Origin of the sequence: Virgibacillus sp. 6R, from assembly GCF_001895305.1 — a bacterium.
Lineage (GTDB): Bacteria > Bacillota > Bacilli > Bacillales > Amphibacillaceae > Virgibacillus > Virgibacillus pantothenticus.
The window spans coordinates 2,210,360-2,230,385 of sequence record NZ_CP017762.1 but is presented as its reverse complement, the minus strand read 5'-3'; the positions used below and the strand labels follow the sequence as shown (position 1 = coordinate 2,230,385).

Annotated in this window: 13 protein-coding genes and 1 pseudogene; 6 read left to right on the top strand and 8 right to left on the bottom strand. The window is 38.5% G+C overall.

Annotation, left to right across the window (positions count from 1 at the left end; translation table 11 throughout):
- Positions 1-350 precede the first annotated feature (350 nt).
- The gene (gene ygjK, locus BKP57_RS10065) at positions 351-2,705 is read left to right on the top strand and encodes an alpha-glucosidase (RefSeq protein ID WP_072741466.1); all 2,355 of its coding nucleotides are present in this window, start codon (positions 351-353) and stop codon (positions 2,703-2,705) included.
- 308 nt (positions 2,706-3,013) lie between these two features.
- Here ygjK and BKP57_RS10060 read toward each other — a convergent pair whose 3' ends face one another.
- On the bottom strand, positions 3,014-3,898 hold the full coding sequence (locus BKP57_RS10060; RefSeq protein WP_050350694.1) for a fructose bisphosphate aldolase: 885 nt from the start codon (positions 3,896-3,898) through the stop codon (positions 3,014-3,016).
- Between the two features lie 274 nt (positions 3,899-4,172).
- Between BKP57_RS10060 and BKP57_RS10055 the strand changes: the two genes are divergently transcribed.
- Positions 4,173-4,796 carry a fumarylacetoacetate hydrolase family protein gene (locus BKP57_RS10055; RefSeq protein ID WP_072741465.1) on the top strand — a complete coding sequence of 208 codons (624 nt, stop codon included), beginning with the start codon at positions 4,173-4,175 and terminating at the stop codon, positions 4,794-4,796.
- 215 nt (positions 4,797-5,011) lie between these two features.
- Here the strand turns inward: BKP57_RS10055 and BKP57_RS10050 are convergent, their stop codons facing one another.
- Complete coding sequence (locus tag BKP57_RS10050; RefSeq protein ID WP_050350696.1) at positions 5,012-6,328, bottom strand: Na+/H+ antiporter family protein; 1,317 nt, start codon at positions 6,326-6,328, stop codon at positions 5,012-5,014.
- Positions 6,329-6,843: 515 nt separating this feature from the next.
- Here BKP57_RS10050 and BKP57_RS10045 point away from each other — a divergent pair.
- Positions 6,844-8,142, top strand: a pseudogene (locus tag BKP57_RS10045) (MFS transporter).
- Between the two features lie 41 nt (positions 8,143-8,183).
- On the opposite strand, the gene BKP57_RS10040 reads toward BKP57_RS10045, so the two are convergent.
- Positions 8,184-8,978: a MurR/RpiR family transcriptional regulator gene (locus BKP57_RS10040; RefSeq protein ID WP_050350697.1), complete on the bottom strand. Its 795-nt coding sequence runs from the start codon at positions 8,976-8,978 to the stop codon at positions 8,184-8,186.
- Between the two features lie 141 nt (positions 8,979-9,119).
- Between BKP57_RS10040 and BKP57_RS10035 the strand changes: the two genes are divergently transcribed.
- The gene (locus BKP57_RS10035; protein WP_050350698.1) at positions 9,120-10,445 is read left to right on the top strand and encodes a 6-phospho-alpha-glucosidase; all 1,326 of its coding nucleotides are present in this window, start codon (positions 9,120-9,122) and stop codon (positions 10,443-10,445) included.
- An 84-nt stretch (positions 10,446-10,529) separates the two neighbouring features.
- On the top strand, positions 10,530-12,635 hold the full coding sequence (locus tag BKP57_RS10030; RefSeq protein ID WP_072741464.1) for a PTS sugar transporter subunit IIABC: 2,106 nt from the start codon (positions 10,530-10,532) through the stop codon (positions 12,633-12,635).
- An 82-nt stretch (positions 12,636-12,717) separates the two neighbouring features.
- Here the strand turns inward: BKP57_RS10030 and BKP57_RS10025 are convergent, their stop codons facing one another.
- The 5 genes from BKP57_RS10025 to BKP57_RS10005 form a co-directional block, all read right to left on the bottom strand.
- Positions 12,718-14,427, bottom strand: a complete 1,710-nt coding sequence (locus tag BKP57_RS10025; RefSeq protein ID WP_072741463.1) for a CocE/NonD family hydrolase — start codon at positions 14,425-14,427, stop codon at positions 12,718-12,720.
- A 484-nt stretch (positions 14,428-14,911) separates the two neighbouring features.
- The gene (locus BKP57_RS10020; RefSeq protein ID WP_050350700.1) at positions 14,912-15,550 is read right to left on the bottom strand and encodes an ABC transporter permease; all 639 of its coding nucleotides are present in this window, start codon (positions 15,548-15,550) and stop codon (positions 14,912-14,914) included.
- 21 nt (positions 15,551-15,571) lie between these two features.
- Positions 15,572-16,489 (bottom strand): osmoprotectant ABC transporter substrate-binding protein, encoded by a 918-nt coding sequence (locus BKP57_RS10015; RefSeq protein ID WP_050350701.1) that lies wholly within the window; start codon positions 16,487-16,489, stop codon positions 15,572-15,574.
- Positions 16,490-16,506: 17 nt separating this feature from the next.
- Complete coding sequence (locus BKP57_RS10010; protein ID WP_050350702.1) at positions 16,507-17,160, bottom strand: ABC transporter permease; 654 nt, start codon at positions 17,158-17,160, stop codon at positions 16,507-16,509.
- Between the two features lie 187 nt (positions 17,161-17,347).
- Positions 17,348-18,484 (bottom strand): betaine/proline/choline family ABC transporter ATP-binding protein, encoded by a 1,137-nt coding sequence (locus BKP57_RS10005; protein ID WP_050350703.1) that lies wholly within the window; start codon positions 18,482-18,484, stop codon positions 17,348-17,350.
- Between the two features lie 282 nt (positions 18,485-18,766).
- On the opposite strand from BKP57_RS10005, the gene BKP57_RS10000 reads away from it, so the two are divergent.
- Entirely contained in the window at positions 18,767-19,309 is a 543-nt protein-coding gene (locus tag BKP57_RS10000; RefSeq protein ID WP_050350704.1) for a GbsR/MarR family transcriptional regulator, read from the top strand.
- The last annotated feature ends 717 nt before the right edge of the window (positions 19,310-20,026 follow it).

The window sequence follows — 20,026 nt, the reverse complement described above, 5'->3', positions numbered from 1 at the left end:
AAAAACCGCTTTCCTAACACATTTTACAAGGTTGGCATGAAGTTTGCATATCTATTCACGACGTTGCACAAATCAAATGAACGAAAGAAGGGAGCTAAGACACTACAAATCGATGTTCCGTTGGTTGGGAAGGTTATGTGAACAATGAAAGGACAAGATAGGGTGCTTGATACCTGTAAAGCAGAGCACATTATATAACTTGGTCTTTTTACAGTGTAACAAACATGTGAATGAAAATACAAATAATGGAACATATATTTTTGAAAGGAGAAATGAAAACTTGGCAATAATCTGAGTGTGTTCATTTGTAAGTAAATGTAAATTATAAATCATCAGGAGGAAGAAAAGGTATGACAAAAAAGAAGACACATAAACTAAAAAAAATAGGTTTGGTTTCATTGGCTATATGTTTATTGTTTAGCGCAAGTATTAGTGGGTCGACTGTCTCTGCAAAAGGGAAACTCCCTGAAATTGAACAATTTCCAAATACGCTGGACATATCTGCAGCCCCTACAGCTGACATATACGGCACGTATTCGACCAACAAGTTTAACCATTTTTCCGATTTGGGTGCTTGGCATGGTTACTATTTACCGGATTACGATGCAGAAGAATTGTTTGGAGGGTTTGCGGGTCCAATCGTTATTGCTGAGGAGTATCCGGTGAATTTATCTAAGGCGATAAATAAAATTTCGATCAGCAATACAGATACGAATCAAGTATATGATTTAAGTGACAGCAATCGTTTAGATTTTACCTATTATCCAGGTCGATTAGTTCAACAATATGAAATGGATGATTTTGATTTAATGTTAGAGCTTATTTTTGTCAGCAATCGAACAGCTATGATCCAGACGCAAATCAAAAATAAAACGGAACAACCATTGCATATTGACGTTTCCTGGGACGGTGCATTGCTAAACAAAATAGAAGAAGGCAGTTATACCTTGAATTTAGAGCAAAGTTTACAAGCAACGAAGCATGGCGTTCAAGTTAATTTTGCAAATATACGAGAAACATGGATGTACTTTTCTACCGACGAAGCAGCATATTTGATTGCTCATGATCAACCCGTAAAAACAGCCGTTAATGGGGATGAATATGTGACAGCATTACGTTCGCCTGTGACAATTAAGCCTGGGAAAATTTTTACAACTTATACGACAGAAAGCTATACATTTACAAACAAAGAATTAAAGGCAGAACAGAAAAAAGTAAAGAAATACATGAAGCAAGCGAAAAAACATTTTAAGGATAACGAAAAACGATGGCAAGGATATTTGGATGAAACGTTTAACAAAAAAACATATGAAAAATACCCGGAATATCAAAAAGTTGCCACTAAATCAATTGAAACACTGATGACGAACTGGCGCAGCCCAGCTGGGGCGATTAAGCATGATGGAACTATTCCGTCCATGTCCTATAAATGGTTCATCGGTATGTGGGCATGGGATTCCTGGAAACAGGCTGTAGCATTAGCAGAATTTAATCCAGAGCTTGCGAAAAATAATATCCGTGCTTTATTCGATTATCAAATTATGTCCAATGATAAAGTACGACCACAAGATGAGGGAGCGATTATCGATGCGATTTTCTATAACCAGGATCCACCGCGCGGAGGAGAAGGCGGAAACTGGAATGAAAGAAACTCCAAGCCACCTTTGGCGGCGTGGGCCGTTTGGAACGTTTACGAGCATACAAAAGATAAGAAATTCCTCAAAGAAATGTATCCAAAATTAAAAGCATACCATCAATGGTGGTATACAAATCGAGATCACGATCAAAACGGTATTTCTGAATATGGTAGCACTGTAAGCGATGCAAACTGGGAAAGAAATGAAGCTAACGAAATTATCAAAGATAATGAAGGTAATCCAAAGCTGAACGAAGATGCTGTTATCGAGGCAGCAGCATGGGAAAGTGGCATGGATAATGCAACCCGCTTTGATAAAGAAGGCGTAGGTCAAGGAGATCCAGGTGTTTTAGTGTTTGAAAATAGGAATAAGGCGAATGAAGTCATTGGTTATTCCATTAATCAGGAATCGGCTGATTTGAACGCCTATTTATATGCTGAAAAAGGCTTTTTAACGTCGATGGCAAAAGAATTAAAACAACCAAAAGATGCAAAACAATTTACAAACGAAGCAAAAAACGTTAAAGATTATATGAAAAATCATATGTATGATAAGGAAACAGGCTTTTTCTATGACCTACAAATAAATAAAGACGGTTCCAAGAAGAAGCTGTTAACAAACCGAGGGAAGGGAACGGAAGGATGGATCCCGCTTTGGGCCAAATTAGCAGATAAGCAGCAAGCGGAAAAAGTGGTTCAAAATATGATCGACCCGAACAAATTTAATACGTATATGCCATTCCCAACAGCTTCCAAGGATAATGCAAAATATGATCCAAATCATTATTGGCGCGGGCCGGTATGGATGGACCAAGCATTGTTCGGTATTGAAGCATTACAAAATTATGGCTACAATAAAGAGGCAAAAACATTGACGAAGAAATTATTTAATCATGCAGAAGGTCTACTAGGTGATGGATCGATTCGTGAGAACTATAATCCGGAAACTGGAAAAGGCTTAAGTACGAAAAACTTTAGTTGGTCAGCTGCTTCGTACTATTTACTTTACAAAAATACGTTACTTAACCAAACGACAACGTCACAAACGGGGTTACCATTTCAAAAATAATCCGATAGTACGCTTCAATAACGAACCTTGTATCAGTATTCTAATCGGTTAAGGAATAATCGAGAAAAAAGCAGGAAATCGTATTACTATACCCCTGAAAACGAGTAATAAATACCATTATTATAGGAAAAGAGAAATCGGAAGCCATTTCAGGTTAACTGGCTGTAAAACCCCCACTTCAGGAATTCGAGGAGAAGCCAAGAATTATAAGTGGGGGATCAACAGCCAATAAAAGCCCAATTCATTCAACTAACAATCAGTGGGGGATGAAGAAAACACCACCGATTGAAGTTTCATTTTATAATTCTTTAAATCGAAGCTTCATAAATGGATTTAACTGCTTGTTGCAGCGCTTGGTTAAATTCTTCATCTGTCTGATTAACATTTAAATCTTGACTTAGTGCTCTAGAAAAGCTAGCGATCAGACCGTCATTTTCTTTTAGTTTTGCGTTTGCTTCGTCTCTAGAGTAGCCGCCAGAAAGGGCAACAACACGAACGACATTTGGGTGTTCGATGAGCTCCTTATACGTATTCGGTACCGTAGGAATGGTTAATTTTAACATGACAAGTTCTGACTCGTTCAAGCTATTAAGATGACGTAGTATTTCCGCTTTTAATAGTTCTTCGCATTTTTCTTTTTCCGGACTGTTAATATCTACTTCTGGTTCAATGATAGGTACTAAGCCAGCAGCTATAATTTGTTTACCAATTTCAAACTGTTGGTCGACAACCGCTTTGATGCCTTCTGGATTGGCGTCTTTGATAACAGAGCGCATTTTCGTTCCAAAAATGTGCCGTTCATTTGCACGCTTTAATAGCGCTTTAAGGTCTGGGATTGGCTTCATAAGCTGTACGCCGTCCGATTCTTCAGCAAGGCCCTTATCTACTTTTAAAAACGGTACGATACCTTTCTTTTCAGCTAAATAATCGCCTGTATACATTCCCTCAATTTCACGGTCCATCGTTTGCTCGAATAAAATTGCTCCTAAAATATAATTGGAATCAAAAGCCGGGGATGTAATAATCCGTGTGCGCATTTCATGTACTAAATCGAACATTTCGTCCTCATTCGAATATGCGTCTTCTTTGATTCCATAAGCAGCTAAGGCTTTTGGCGTACTGCCCCCACTTTGGTCAAGTGCAGCGATAAATCCTTTTCCATTTTTCATTTTTTCCAATTGCTGTTGTTGCATAATTTTCCACTCCTTTACTGTATTACTGCTAGCTTCTTCAGCTTAGAACGAATGATACATTGAAAGTAACAGAAGCAACATGTACATGTTAATTGTAGCACTTAAGTACAGAAGGTTATAGTCATGTGCATGATAATTCGCGTATTTTAAACGGATGTTTGGAGAAATGTCATTTTTAAGCACCATACGGTTGGAAGAGTGTGGTAGTGGCTTGGATTGTCAGAATATATGGTATACTATGAGGAAAAATAACCCATTAGAAGGAGTGATACGAATGAACATAAACAATATCTTCTGTATCGGTCGTAATTATGCAGATCATGCTGCTGAGCTTGGTAATGCTGTACCTGAACGACCAATAGTTTTTTCTAAACCGACAAACTCTCTCGTAACAGCCCATGGTCAAGTTATCCCTTACTCATTTGATAAAGGGGATATTCATCATGAGCTTGAGATCGTTTTATACATAGGAAAAAATGTAGCGGATGATTCGAAGGTTGAAGATGTGGTCACCAAGATGGCGCTTGGAGTAGATTTGACGTTAAGAGATGTACAAGCTGAATTAAAAAAGAAGGGGCATCCTTGGCTATTAGCGAAAGGCTTTAAGCATGCAGCTGTAATCACAGATTTTTGGGATTTTCCTGGGGAAGCGGCTTGTGTGGAAAAGGATTTTTCATTGTTGCGTAACGGAGAAGTAGTTCAACAGGGAAATATTACTTCCATGATCTTCTCTTTCCAGACGATTTTGGACTATCTTCAAGCACATTTCGGCTTGCGGGAAGGGGATATTATTTATACGGGAACTCCTGAAGGGGTAGGATCAATTCATCAGGGTGAAACATATGAACTAAAATGGGGGGAAGACGTGAAAGGGAGCTTTGTTGTGGGGAAACGATGAGCGAAAAGTTCATGAAAGAGCAAAAACATCCCGAGGGAGAGGAAGGTACGATCATTCGTATTTTATTGCCATTATTGTAGAAGTAATGGAATACTTAAAGATTAACTTTGTTTTAAAATATAGTAGAAACTTATAATCATTTCAATAAGCAATCTATCTTGATAAACAAGGCAAGTATAGATTGCTTTTGTTTCACTTTATGAAAGCTATCCGTCCTATAAAACCAATGCAGCGATAATGCCACAAATAAATAGTGGAATATTATAATGAATAAAGGTTGGCACACAGGTATCCCAGATGTGATGATGTTGACCATCGACGTTTAAACCAGATGTAGGTCCTAATGTACTGTCGGAAGCAGGAGAGCCGGCATCTCCGATAGCACCTGATGTACCAATTAAGGCAGCTGTTGCTAAAGGACTAAATCCTAAGCTTGCACATATGGGAACGAATATAGCTGCTAATACCGGAATGGTCCCAAAAGAGGTGCCAATGCCAATAGTGACTAGCATTCCAATGATCATCATGACAACAGCGGCTAAGAACTGACTGTCTCCAAGCCAAGCACTTGCAGATTGTACGAGTGCTTGAACGGACCCAGTTTCTTTTAAAACAGCGGCATAGCCGGAAGCAATTAACATTACAAATGCGATAACGCCCATCATTTTTACTCCATCTTCCACAATAACGTCTCCACTCTGCCATGTTTCGGCACGAAGCACAAGCATGGTTAAAATACCGCCTAACGCAGCAAGTGCAAGTGATCCATACACAAGCTGCAAGGTCAGGGTAACAGCTAAGCTAAGAAGGGTCACAGAGTGTTGCCACTGCCAACTTGCATTGGTCTTATCGTTGGTTGCTGCTGCATCATTTGTAAATTGTGTTGGGATCTCATGATATTCTCTAGGTTTTCGATACGTATATAAGATAGCAATAGCTAATCCAATGACCATCCCTGCTACTGGAATGACCATGGCTAAAGGAACTTGCGATAAGCCAATTTCCATCCCGTTCGCTTTCATTTCATCGACAATGATGTTTTGGAAAATCAAGCCAAATCCTATAGGAATCAGTATATAAGGAGCTTTTAGACCGAATGTTAATGCTGTTGCAATTCCCCTTCTATCTACTTTCATTTTATTAAAGATGGCCAGAAGTGGCGGGATTAGGATCGGGATGAAGGCGATATGTATAGGAACAACATTTTGCGAGAGACTGGCTACACCTGCTAACAAGAATAGTACTATGGCACGTCTTCCTTGCATGTAAGGTAATACGCGTTGAATGAAAAGAGTAGTGATACCAGACCTTGCAATCATAACGGACAAAATACCTAAAAGAATATAGCTAAGCGCTGTCTCACCTTGCCCTCCGAGTCCTCCAATTAACAAGGTGAATGTCTCTTCCAGTGATATTCCTGCGCTTATTCCTCCGACGATAGATGCAATGAGTAAAGCGAAAATCACATGCACACGCGCTAGGCTTAAAACAACTAAAGCTAATACAGATAATACAACAGGATTCAGTAACATCGATTTGTCCCCTTTGATAAAATAATTGGCAAGAAAGAAATAACAACATCTTTAAAGCGTTATCAAATTAATATTAGTTAATTCGGAAATTTTAAATTTTTGACTGTCTTAAAGCTATTATAAACAACGAAATACAGGCTGACCAATACGCTTTTTCTATTACTTTATAACTTTTGTTTATAAAAGATTATTAAGCTCGTTGCTTGGGCATGACATATTCAATTTTTTTGTTTCTTTATTCTTCGGTGGAGAGGTGTTTAAGACTGGTCAAAAAACGTAGCATCTACTACACGCTGTTCTCCCATTTAACCGTCCTGCTACTGTATCATCACTTTCTTTTTTAATTCGTACATAAATAAAGCCATAAACAGATACATAGCGATCACTTAGGCGATTTTAGTACAATACATACACGGGTATCTTGGTAAACCTTGTGTGTTTGGTTATAACGCGATAGGATGATTTTAACGGTTTTGAAAAGTAGCTCGTGCGGTTAAAGCAAAGGGGGAGAGGCAATGAAAGAGGATGCAAATTTAATCCAGTCTTATATGGAATCGCCAGAAGAGAGGCAAAAGTGTATAAAAAATCGTTATGGATCGTTTTACTGTCACAGATATTTGGTGGGGCAGGCTTAGCTGCTGGGATTACCGTTGGAGCTCTGCTTGCTGAGGATATGTTAGGAACGGAAAGTTTTGCTGGTGTACCAGCAGCTTTATTTACGCTTGGGTCTGCACTTGCGGCTTATCTTGTAGGACGGTTGACGCAGCGTTTAGGCCGTCGTTATGGATTGGCCTTTGGGTTTATTACGGGGGGAATTGGCGCCATTGGAGTCATTGTTGCTACGAACATCCATAGTGTTGGTTTGTTATTTTTATCTTTATTTGTTTATGGCGCTGGAACAGCAACGAATTTAATGGCGCGTTATGCAGGTACGGATTTAGCTTCTGAAAAACAAAGGGCGAAAGCTGTCAGTGTTGCGATGGTTGCCACAACATTTGGAGCCGTAGCTGGTCCAAATCTGGTTACACCTATGTGCGAAGTTGCAAAAGCAATCAACATACATCCGTTAGCAGGTCCGTTTATCCTTGCTGCAGTGGCTTATCTTTTAGCTGGATTGACGATATTTTTGTTTATGCGACCAGATCCATTACTCGTGGCAAGGGCGTTTGCGGTTTATGAAGCAAGCCAGAAACCACCTGGATCGTCTACAGAATCTAGTCTTGCTCATAAAGCTAACCAGATTGGCGTTTTTGCAGGAGCGATGCTGTTAGTATTTTCTCAAGTCGTTATGGTTGCGATTATGACGTTGACGCCAGCCATATGCAAAATCATGGTGGTGGATTGACAGCCATCGGAGTGGTCATCGGTCTTCATATTGCGGCGATGTATTGTCATCACTTGGCACAGGGGCATTGGTAGATCGTGTTGGTAGGAAATCTATGGGAGCTGCTTCCGCAATCACCTTAGCTATCTCGGGAATTTTAGCGGCTTTTGTTCCGGGAAATTCATTAGTTGGTTTAACGATTGCTCTCTTTTTATTGGGTCTTGGTTGGAACTTCGGACTCATAAGTGGCACAGCTATAATTATTGATTCAACGACGATTCATAACCGAGCGAAAACGCAAGGATCAATTGATGTTTGGGTAGCGCTCGGAGGTTCTTTTGGCAGTATCATCTCAGGAGTCATTGTTGCCTATTTCAACTATGCGATTTTAGGATTTATTGGCGCGTCGGTCGCTCTCATGTTAATACCGATTATTTACTGGTCGCGATTGAAACAAAGAAGAAGTGAAGAAACCACGTTGTCTGCATGATTTGTAGATAGCGTGGTTTTTTACTAATTAAACCAATATGATTATTTAAAAATCATGGAGTAGGCGAGATAAATAGAGTTAACGGCACTTAATAAATTGATTTCTTCTACTACAGGAGACTTAAAGTAATCCATTTTATGGCTACTAATACAGATGGTTTGGTTAGCATTTTCTGCTAGAAAACTATTTGGAAATCCTGTAATAGCAATGATAGGTATGTTATTTTTGTTAAGCACCTTAACGAGCCTAACGACAAATCTAGTTTCTCCTGAAAAAGAAATGACTACAGCTACATCGTTAGCTGTCATCGTTTTTGCTTCTATAATTTGATTTTCAGGGTCACTATATGCAGTGGCATTTTTACCAAGACGTGTAAATTTGAATTGCGCATTTCTTGCTAGTAGGTGAGAATAGGTTACACCAAAAAATGAAACTTTGACTGCTTGACGGATTTTATGAGTGGCTATAATAATCTCTTTTGATGATAATAATTTCTTTGTCTCTTGTAAAGATAGTTGTAATTGTTCAAAATAATCATTTAATTTACCTGCGCTGTATTTGCTCTCCGCATATTCCACCATCACTTCATTTGTATTGTACTCAATAAATGTACGTGCACGTTCTTTTAGCTCTTTATAATTTATATCATCAAATTTTTTGCAAAATCTAGTAATAGTAGCAGGAGATGTATGACAGGCTTCTGCTAATTTGTAAATAGTCATATGAGGTATTCTTTCTACATTGCGTAAAATAAATTGTGCAATAATAATTTCTGACTTGGTATGATCTGTTGAAGACTCAATAAAATTTAATAGTTTCACCATAAAATTATACATAAATGAATCCTCCCTTCTTCTTGATTGTATTATAGTATACAACTAAAAAGTTTCATAAAATGAAATTTTTGAAGCGTTTTCTGTTTTGTCATTTATGATCTTCATAGTTACAAAAATCAAATCAACAGGAGATGGATCTTAATGAAAAAATTTAATGTTGTTATTGTCGGTGGGGGGAGCACATTCACCCCTGGGCTCTTAAAAGGAATGTGTTCTAGAAAGGATACGTTTCCTATTAACCGGTTAGTAATGTATGACATTGATGCTAATAGACAGCAAAAGATAGGTGAATTTGCCAAGATATTGCTTAAAGAAGAGTATCCAGAGGTTCATTTTAGTTATACAACCGACAAAGCAAAAGCATTTACAGAAGACATAGACTTTGTACTTTGTCAAATGCGAACGGGTGGCTATGCAATGCGTGAAAAGGATGAAAAAGTTCCTTTAAGCAAGGGATTAATTGGTCAGGAAACATGTGGGCCTGGAGGCTTTGCTTATGGAATGCGCTCTATTGGTGACATGATTGAATTAGTAAATGATGTCCGAGCAAAGTCGAAAGATGCGTGGATTTTAAATTATACAAACCCAGCTGCTATTGTAGCTGTTGCGCTAAAAGAGGTATTTCCAAAAGATAATCGCATTCTTAATATTTGTGATCAACCTGAGAATTTACTTCGCTCTTATGGTAAATTGCTAGGCGTTCATGAGCGGGACTTTGAACCTGTTTATTTCGGGTTAAATCATTTTGGCTGGTTCACAAATTTATACGATACCGAAGGAAATGACCTTCTACCAGAGCTACGGGAAAAAATACTTGATGGAGGGTTTCGTCCAGCTGATGCAGAACAGCGAGATCAATCATGGCTAGACACTTATGCAATGGTGGAACAGATTGTTCGTGATTTTCCTGACTATTTACCCAATACGTATTTACAATATTATCTGTACCCAGATCAAGTGTTGAAAAAATTAAATCCTGATTTCACCCGAACGAATGAAGTACAAGCTGGACGAGAAAAACGCGTATTTAAAGATTGTGCGCTTGCTGTGGAAGCCGGAACGGCAAAGGACTGTGATGTCGTTCAAAATGATGCACACGGTGAATTCATCCTATTTGTGGCAGAGTCCATTGCTTACAATAAAGGGAATAACTTTATTGTCATTCTGAAAAACGATGGATTGGTGAGCAATTTACCAGAGGATGCAATGGTAGAGGTCGCCGCAAGCATTACAGCAAATGGCCCTAGGCCTTTCGCTGTTGGGGAAATACCTACATTTTATAAAGGGCTCATTGAAGCTCAGTATGCATATGAAAAACTAACGGTCGAAGCTTATTTAGAAAAGTCCTATGGTAAAGCCTTACAAGCATTGACATTAAATCGAACGGTGGTTTCCGCTGCACAGGCTAGAAAGGTGTTAGATGCTTTAGTTGTTGCCAACAAGGGTTATTGGCCAGAGTTGAATTAATTTTTAACCGGCTTGCTCTCTACATATTTGTAGAGAGCAAGCGGTAAACGTATTAAATGAATTCGATTTCAAAGGAGGCTTAAAATGAAAAATCTTTTTACATTTGACTTTTTTCAACGCATTGGTAAAACGTTTATGGTAATCATTTCCCTATTACCAGCTGCTGGATTATTATTAGGTATTGGAACAACCTTACAGTCACCGTATTTAATAGAATATTTCCCTTTTTTGGATAATTCTGTTTGGCAAACAATATCCAGTTTAATGAAAGGCGCAGGAGGAGCCATATTTGGGAATTTAGGTGTTTTATTTGCTGTAGGTATTGCAGGAAGCTGGACAGGTGGAAAATCACCTGCAGCTCTTTCGGCACTTGTAGGCTATTTAATTATGCATACAGTTATTGGCATTACTACTGGAGTTAATATGGATAATATTAGTGAGGCTGGACATACACTGGAACTTGGAATTCCAACTTTACAGGTTGGCGTTTTTGGTGGAATAGTAATGGGATTTGTAGCTGCTGCATTATATAATAAATACCATAACTTCAGAATGCCTGAAATGTTGTCGTTCTTTGGGGGAGCTCGCTTTGTTCCAATAATTACAGCAGTGTATTCTGTAGGGATTGGACTTATTTTGTCTTTCATTTGGCCCATGGTTCAAGAATGGATTTATGCGTTGGGAGCTGCATTATCTGGTGAGAATACACCGCCTTTTTACATGTTTATTTATGGAATTGTGGAAAGAGGCTTAGTTCCGTTTGGATTGCATCATATATTTTATATACCAATTCGTTTTTCTGAGGTTGGAGGAGTGTATACTACATTAGCTGGACAAATGGTATCAGGAGATACAGCGATGTACATGTCACAGCTAGCTGATAAACAAATAGATAGTGCAGTTGAAATTACCGCTGGAAGATTTATGGCAGGTAAGTTTCCATTTGTCATGATTGGTTTACCTGCTACAGCGTTAGCAATGTATCATATGGCTAAACCAAAGAATAAAAAAGCTGTTGCAGGTTTACTATTAACTGCCGCAGGTACAGCAATTTTAACTGGAATTACTGAACCGCTTGAATTTACATTCTTATTTGTAGCCCCGTTATTATATGTTTTTCACACGTTCATGGCTGGTTTGTCATTTATGATTATGTATGTGTTAGATGTTAATATTGGTTATGCAGGTGGATCAGGAATCATTGATTTTATTCTATTTGGTATTTTACCAGGGGTAGGAGAGCCATGGTGGTATGTATTAATGGTAGGGTTTGCAATGGCAGCTGTTTATTATTTTGTCTTCCGCTGGGCAATAAAAAAATGGAATTTGATAACTCCAGGTAGGGGCACGGAAGGAACAAATCGTTTATACACAAAAGCAGATATGAATAAAGACAAGGAAAATAAAAATGTGAATGATATAAATCAAAAAGCGTATGAAGTGTTAGGAGCGCTTGGAGGACATGAGAATATTAATAATTTGGACGCCTGTATTACTCGTTTACGTGTTGGTGTGCATCACAAGGGAAATGTAGATAAAGAAAAACTACAAATACTTGGCGCTTCTGGTGTACTAGAGGTAGGAAATGGTGTGCAAGCAATTTTTGGCCCTACATCAGACATATTGAAAAATGAAATTTTAACAATTATCGATCAAGGCATCAGCTTGAATCGTAAGGAGCCTTTAAAGAAACAAAAAGAAGTGACCGATGAAGAAGGGAATTTGACAACAATGGTAGCTGTTATAGCACCTCTAACAGGAAAAACAGTTTCTTTAGAAGAAGTGCCTGATGAAGTGTTTTCCCAAAAAATGATGGGTGATGGCATAGCTATTGTACCTGATAAGGGTAAAGTAGTTTCTCCTGTAGAAGGTGAGTTAACCCATGTTTTTCCAACAAAGCATGCCATTATAATTCGTTCTGTTGATGGAATAGAAATTTTGATTCATATGGGATTGGATACGGTTAACCTTGAGGGGAAAGGGTTTGAAATCAAAGCTTCAGTAGGGGGTACTGTAAAACAAGGTGATTTATTGGCAGAGATGGATTTGACTTTTATTGGAAAACAGGGATATAACGTGATAACGCCAATTATTGTTATGAATACGGATAAGTTTTCAGTAGATCAGCCTCTTCTATGGGGGCACGTTAAAACGGGAGAGGAACAAATTTTTACTGTAAAATCAATATAAAGACGGTACCTGCGGTAAATACTATATACTTGTATTTTCCACAGGTGCTTTTTTATTTAGGATGTTACGACACGCATCACTTTTATACAATCGGTAACACGATGTGCGAAGGATAATCGCGACAATGGAAAATAGTTTGTTTAGCGAATTTAGCTTCTCTCGATTGTTGTAATGTTGTCCCTATATTTGGATTGACATCATATTGCGGATAGTTGCTTGAAGCAATTTCTACGCGAATGGAATGACCAGGCAAGAAAACATTGCTTGTTGCCGGTAAAGCAATTTCAACGCAACGAATATGCTGGTTTTTATTACCAGTTGGAAATTCTACGCGCGAGATGCCATCTGTTAGGTTATAAGCAGTTTCGTCAGGGTGAACGTCCACGAGCTTGGCATTGAAATCTGCAGATGTTGCACTACTAGTTACCCATAGCGTTACTTTAATAGGACCAGTTACTTCCGTTGGTTCTTCTAATGGTGCAGTTGTAAAAACTAACATATCTTCTCGTTCTTCGATCCAGCGCTGATCTTTTGCACCTGATGTGTGAACACCATAAAATAATGTTTGTCCGCCATTTGTTGGAACGGGTGACAGAGGGTCATGAATAAATGAATCTACTGGTTCTTCATCTGGCATTATTTTGTTTAATTTACCATCTCCAAATCGAGAATTTGCCTCTCCTTTACTATGAAAATAGTACGGGACATAAGCGGTTCTGACTAGCGGCCATGATTGTTCATATCGCCATTGATTTATTCCCATCACAAATAGTTTGATAGGAGGTTCCTCTGTGATATCCTCGCTTATACCCTTTAGCCAATAATTAAACCAGCGAATATGTAGGTTCGTTAAATCCCCTCTTTGATTTAAAAACCCTGCGGAAGCATGTATGCCAAATGATCGTTCACCAGCTATGCCACTGAAATCACCATGTGTCCACGGACCAATTATTAATCGTTGTGGTTGTCCTGTTTGCTTAGCCATCTGCTGATAGTTTTCTAATGTGGATTGTAATAAGCTATCATACCAACCTGCTAAATGATAGGCGGGGATTTGGAGCTGGTGGTAATCATCTGTGATTCTCGTCTCGTCCCATAGTACATCTTCATCTGGTAAAGATACAAGCCTTTTCAATCGTTCCCCTACACCAAGATCCTCTATAATTGAACATTCTTCTATTGTAGTTTCAAACAGAGAAGCTGCTAAATCATTTAACATTTGTACCCACTGGTTCATTTTTGCTTGGTATGTCCTCTGAGCTTGATATTTTCGTCTAATTAAGTCAGGGAGGATGGATTCTATTACCCAAGTTTTATAAGGAGCTGAGCGGCAAATTCCATCTTGACGAATCATATTTTCTTTAAAGTTATTTAGTGTCATAGCAGGGAAAATAGCCTTTAAATGTGGTGGTTTAGCTTTGGCTGCTAGTAATTGCGTATAGCCGTAATAAGATAATCCAAACATCCCAACTTTTCCTGATGAAAAAGGTAGATTGGCTGCCCATTCCACTGTTTCATAGCCGTCGATTGCTTCATATAAAAATGGATAAAACTTACCTTCTGATTGAAACCTCCCTCTTACATCTTGAATAATAACGACATACCCCTGTTCAACAAGCCGATTTGTATCAAGATAACGGTGGGAATAAAATGGATTATCCTTACCATAAGGAAGTCTTGTCAGTAGAACAGGGTAAGTTCCTGGCTGATCTGGACGATAGATATCTGCATATAACGTAATTCCATCTCGCATCATACAAGGCACATTTTTTTGTAGCAAGATACTAACCATTTTACAGTCCTCCTCTATTGTTATATAGCTAGATCATAAAATTATAAACTGAATTTTCAATCGGCGGGGAGTTCATTCATCCTCCGTCATTGTTAATAGCCCAAGGGTATGACCTAAAGGCCTCTTACGAAATAGCGCATTTAGGTGCTGTTATCTTCATTTAGACTTGTTGCAGTACAGATTATCCAACTTCTGAAGTGAGCGTCTTACGTCACCTTATATATGGGATAAAAAATAAAAAGCCCAGGGCAGGGCTTCGTATGGGAAATCAAGTGTAGGGACATCGCACTCATATTCTGAAAAGACACGTGATTAACCATCTCCGTCATCTTTTCCAAAATATTAATCGTACAAATAGTTAGATGTAAGATCTGTACTTAAACTTTAGGAGGATAAGTTGAGGGTCTAACCTTATGCCAAATGTCCGTTTCGTTCATATGCCAATACATGAAGAAAGAAAGGCCTCGCTAAATGAGAACTTACTTTATCTCGGCATAAGGCGTTTTTCTATCCAGCCCATACCCAAGTCAGCCACAACTGCCATCAATGCTGTCGGAATAGCTCCAGCCAAAATAATTGCTGTTCCATCGGACACGTTTGTTCCTCGAATGATAATTGCTCCTAAACCACCGCCGCCAATAAACGCTCCAATCGTTGCAATACTAATGCTGATGACGAGTGCTGTTCGTAAGCCTGCCATGATGACGGAAAGAGCAAGTGGGAATTCAACCATCCGTAATAATTGAAATTTGGTCATCCCCATTCCGCGTCCTGATTCAATTAATGCTTGATCAACATTACGGATACCTGTGTACGTGTTGCGAACGATCGGTAGTAGGGAATATAAAAATAACGCAGCGACGACGGTATTCGGACCTAGTCCCAATACAAGCATAAGAACAGCAAGCATGGCTAGTGCTGGGATAGTTTGAATGATATTAGTAAATGAAAATATCCACTTACTTAAGTTTGCATGTCGTGCGATAAAAATACCTAAAGGGATGGCGACTATAGCTGCAAACAAAACACCGTAGGCAGACATGAGAAAGTGTCGGTAAAATTCCTCCCAAACATACGAATAGTTTTGCGCGTAATAGTTCCACAACTCAGATAATGTTTCCAAAAAATCACCCGCTTTCCTTGATTATTCATTCTCAAAGTAATTATGTTCTTCCAAAAATTCTTTTGCCACAACATATGGCTCTTTCATTTTTACATCTGCTTCATAGTTCATATAGCGCATCGTTTCCTCATCAATTTTACCTGCCAAAGATTCCAAGATGTCCCGTACTTCTGGATGGCTTTTTAATATATCATTTCTTGCAACAGGTGAAGCATCATACGGTGGGAAGAAGTTTTTGTCATCTTCTAAGCTGACTAAATCAAACGCTTCAATTCGCCCATCGGTTGTATATGCAAGGACAACATCCATATTACCGCTGTCTACGGCTTGATAGACAAGACCAATTTGCATTGGATATGCTTTTCCAAATTCAAATCCATACGTATCGACAAATCCTTGATAGCCGTCACCCTCTCGATTTAGCCAAGCATTATCAACTCCAAGACGTAGATCAGCAGCATATGGTTCAATATCAGAAACCTTTTGTAATTTTTTTTCTTCGGCTAACTTGCTAGTTACTGTAAATGCATAAGAATTTTCAAATCCATACGGGTCAAACCAAGTTTGGTCAAAACGTTCTTCAAACTCCCGTTGAACAATCTTGAGCGCCTTATCCGTATCTGTCACAAGCTCCATTTGCAATGTTCCAGGCAAATCGGTGCCTGTATATCTTGTTCCTGTAATGTCAACTTCGCCTTGCTCCAACGCTTGGTGCTGCACAATGGACGATCCCATATTGCCAATGATTTCTGCATGATAATCGGTTTTATGTTCAATGAGTTGCTTTATAATATAGCCGATAGTCATCGATTCTGAAGTGTTTAATGTACCAATTTTTATAGTGTCTTTAGAAGACCCGCTCAGACCTGGTAATGAACACCCACTTAAAAGCAGTAAAATAGTAGTAATGATGACCAGTTTCTTTTTTGACTTGAACAATGTGCGTATCCTCCTTTCTATGCAGCTTCCGATGTATTTCTAATTCCTGTAGGAGTTAAACGTTCTTCTAACCGACCAAATACATAATCGATGATTAACGCAAGCAACGTAGTCGGAATAGCTCCTGCCAGAATAAATTCAGTTTTAAATAAATTCAAGCCATCAAAAATAAAATCACCTAAACCACCTGCACCGATATAAGCGGCGAGCGTGGCCCAGCCGATTAAATAGACAGTAGACACGCGAATTCCTGCCATGATAACAGGTATTGCGAGTGGTAACTCCACCATGCGAATTCGCTCCCATCCCGTCATACCCATGCCACGCCCGGCTTCTAGTATATTTTCATTTAAGTTATATACACCTGTATACGTATTACGTAGGATAGGAAGAAGGGAATAGAAAAATAGAGCAACGATGGCGGGTACTTTTCCGATCCCAAGCAGTGGGATAAAAAAAGCTAAAATCGCTAACGTAGGGAATGTTTGAATAATGCCTACTAAAGACATGATTTTATCGGCAACTTTAGGAACTCGTGTTAAGGCTACACCCAGTGGAACAGCCACTAGGATCCCTAAAGAAATCGAAATAAGTGAAATATAAAGATGTTCCCATGTTTTAAACAATAGTTGACCCCCATATTCCGTAAAAAATGTTTGTAACGTCTCCACGTCATCACTTCCTTTGTATTGGAGATTTGCTTGTTAAAACAATTAAAGAGGTTAATTCATATTAAGAATGACACAGCGAATTTCTTCGTTCATTTATTTCTCCCTTTTGGGAGCAGATGCTGCTATTTACAGCTGTTTATCATGCAACAATGTTCTGCTTTCCTCGCTTCTTATATAGAAACACTACTTATATGCTGTCGCCATTGCCATTTCCCCAGATGGAGTCATAAACAATATTTGCTAAGCTAGCGCGGGTTACAATCCCGATCAGCTTTTCTTCTTTATCAACAACAGGTACATAACGGAAGCCATTGCGTAAAATTTTGTGAACAGTGTCACGTAAAAGTGCATGTTGTTCCACTTTATAAATCGTTGTTTCCATAATCTCCTTTACGTTACCTTGTTTTTTCCTGTTTTGTTCAATCATTTCAATATCAATCATACCTCGCAGTATACGTTGGTTATCAACGACTAACAAGGAATCTACTTTATGATCTTTCATTAATCGAATCGCTTCGGAGATTGCTTTATCCTCGTTAATGGAAATCGGATTTTCATTCATAATTTGTTGAACCGTTTGCAGGGTAGGTCTTGATTCAATAAGACGATGTTTTCCAATAAATTCCTCGACAAATTCATTAGCTGGTTGGCTGAGGATTTCTTGCGGTGTCCCTACTTGAACGACTTTTCCTTTGCGCATAATAACGATACGATCTGCTAGTTTAATAGCTTCATCCATATCATGCGTAACAAAGACGATAGTTTTCCCTAATGTTTGCTGCAATTTTTTAAATTCCTCTTGTAAGCCATCGCGAGTTATTGGATCCAATGCACCGAATGGTTCGTCCATTAAAATAAGCGGTGGATCTGCTGCAAGGGCACGCAATACACCAATCCGTTGCTGCTGACCACCACTTAATTCATTTGGATATCTGTCTAAATATGTTTTATCCATATTTACCAGCTGCAATAATTCTTCCGCACGTGCACGACGTTTATCCTCAGACCAGTTTAATAACTTAGGTACAAGTGAAATGTTTTCTGCGATAGTCATATGGGGAAATAAGCCAATCTGCTGGATTACATACCCGATAGATCGTCTGAGTTCAACGATATTTTTGTCCTTAATATTTTCATTATCAATGTAAATATTTCCCTCTGTTGTTTCAATTAAGCGATTAATCATCTTCATGGTAGTTGTTTTACCGCATCCACTTGGTCCAATAAATACAATAAACTCTCCGTTTTCTATGTTTAAGTTGATGTTATCGACTGCTTTTGTTCCGCCTTCATATACTTTTGAAACATGTTCGAATTGAAGCAAAACAAAGCACCCCCTTCTTCATTTTCAAAATATCAACACACCCTCATCTCATCGCCTGTTGTATAGAACTTATTATAAGATAAGGAATATTGAAACAAAAACCGCAAATGGGCTTATATATAGTATAACATATGTAAAAAAAATATTTTACACATTTTATATTCGGTATTTCATACAATTGCTCCGTTTTTCTTCTGTTATCTGCCTATTTGTCTTTTTGTTTTTAAAATAAACTATGTTATATTTACTGGTACAATAGAAATTGTTCAAGGAGTTAGTGGTATGGAAAACTTGCCAAATCAAATTGAAAAATTAGAAAATCAAGTTGTAGAAAAGATTGCAGATAATGTGTATACATTTGGCGTTTCAAAGACAGTTGGACGTGTATTTGGTATTATTTCATTGAATCGAGATCCGATGACACTTGAGCAATTGTCTGAAGCTATGGGTATGAGTAAAATGCGGATGAGCCAGGTTGTTCGTGAAATGATAGAGTTAAATTTAGCAGAAAAAGTGTTTATCAAAGGCGTCCGCAAAGACCTGATTAAAGTAGAAAATGATTACTACCAAACATTCATCGCACTGTTTACTGCGAATTGGCGCAAGACCATTAGTAAAAGTAGATTACATGAGCATAGCTTATATCAGAAGTTGATTGATTTGCGGGAAGAAGGAGCGCTAAATAAAGAGCTGGAAGCGCAGTTGGATAATTTACTAAAGGAAATAAAAGGTTCACTCGATTATTTGAACTGGATTAGTCGGTTAATTGAATTTTTTGAGTCTGGCGAGATCTTTAAGCATGTGCCAAAAGTTGAGGATAAATGAATGATATTTGAGTGAAACATATCAGGAAGAAGGACAAATTTAAGCAGATAAGCAGAGGTTATAAACTGGAAGGACCTTGGGCAAGTGAGCGTTGAAAAAGAATATAAAGTGTTGGATAAATAACTTAAGAAATTAGTTTTACAATGAAAAGCAGATCTGTTAAGTATAAACAGGTCTGTTTTTTTGCACTATAGGAAAGTATAAGATTTTTTTGGTTTATAGTATAAGAAAAACATAGGCTTCCGCCATAAGACTTGGCGACAAGCCAAGTTTTTCTAAAAGAATAAGAAAGTATAAAGAAAGTATAAAATTTGTTGCTTTGGGATAAGGGAATAACTGAATAGCCACGTCCGGCGCATGAGCCCAGCAACGATGCGACTTTAGAAATGCGCCCTACGATAAGTCCTCATCGGTTCGTCGCTAAGGGGAAGGCCGACTAAAAACGGGCTTGCCGCTCAGGCGTCGGCATACCCCTGTTTTTAGTGGCATGATTCCTTTATCCCGGATATAAGGTGCTGTAGACTCCCAGTTCAAGAATGGAAGCGGTGAGCTAAACAAGTTGAAGTGGGAGGTAACAGCACCTAAATCCCCGATTCGTTCAACTAACAATCAGCGGGGATGGAAGAACTCCCCGCTGATTGAAGGTTCACTTTATCTTTAGTTGATTTGTTCCATTCGCTACGTTGCTAAACGGGCACCCCGAGCCTTTGTTCCACT

Coding starts and splice junctions, on each gene's coding strand:
- ygjK (WP_072741466.1), top strand. CDS start 351: ATGACAAAAAAGAAGACACATAAACTAAAAAAAATAGGTTTGGTTTCA.
- BKP57_RS10060 (WP_050350694.1), bottom strand. CDS start 3,898: ATGCAACAACAGCAATTGGAAAAAATGAAAAATGGAAAAGGATTTATC.
- BKP57_RS10055 (WP_072741465.1), top strand. CDS start 4,173: ATGAACATAAACAATATCTTCTGTATCGGTCGTAATTATGCAGATCAT.
- BKP57_RS10050 (WP_050350696.1), bottom strand. CDS start 6,328: ATGTTACTGAATCCTGTTGTATTATCTGTATTAGCTTTAGTTGTTTTA.
- BKP57_RS10040 (WP_050350697.1), bottom strand. CDS start 8,978: ATGTATAATTTTATGGTGAAACTATTAAATTTTATTGAGTCTTCAACA.
- BKP57_RS10035 (WP_050350698.1), top strand. CDS start 9,120: ATGAAAAAATTTAATGTTGTTATTGTCGGTGGGGGGAGCACATTCACC.
- BKP57_RS10030 (WP_072741464.1), top strand. CDS start 10,530: ATGAAAAATCTTTTTACATTTGACTTTTTTCAACGCATTGGTAAAACG.
- BKP57_RS10025 (WP_072741463.1), bottom strand. CDS start 14,427: ATGGTTAGTATCTTGCTACAAAAAAATGTGCCTTGTATGATGCGAGAT.
- BKP57_RS10000 (WP_050350704.1), top strand. CDS start 18,767: ATGGAAAACTTGCCAAATCAAATTGAAAAATTAGAAAATCAAGTTGTA.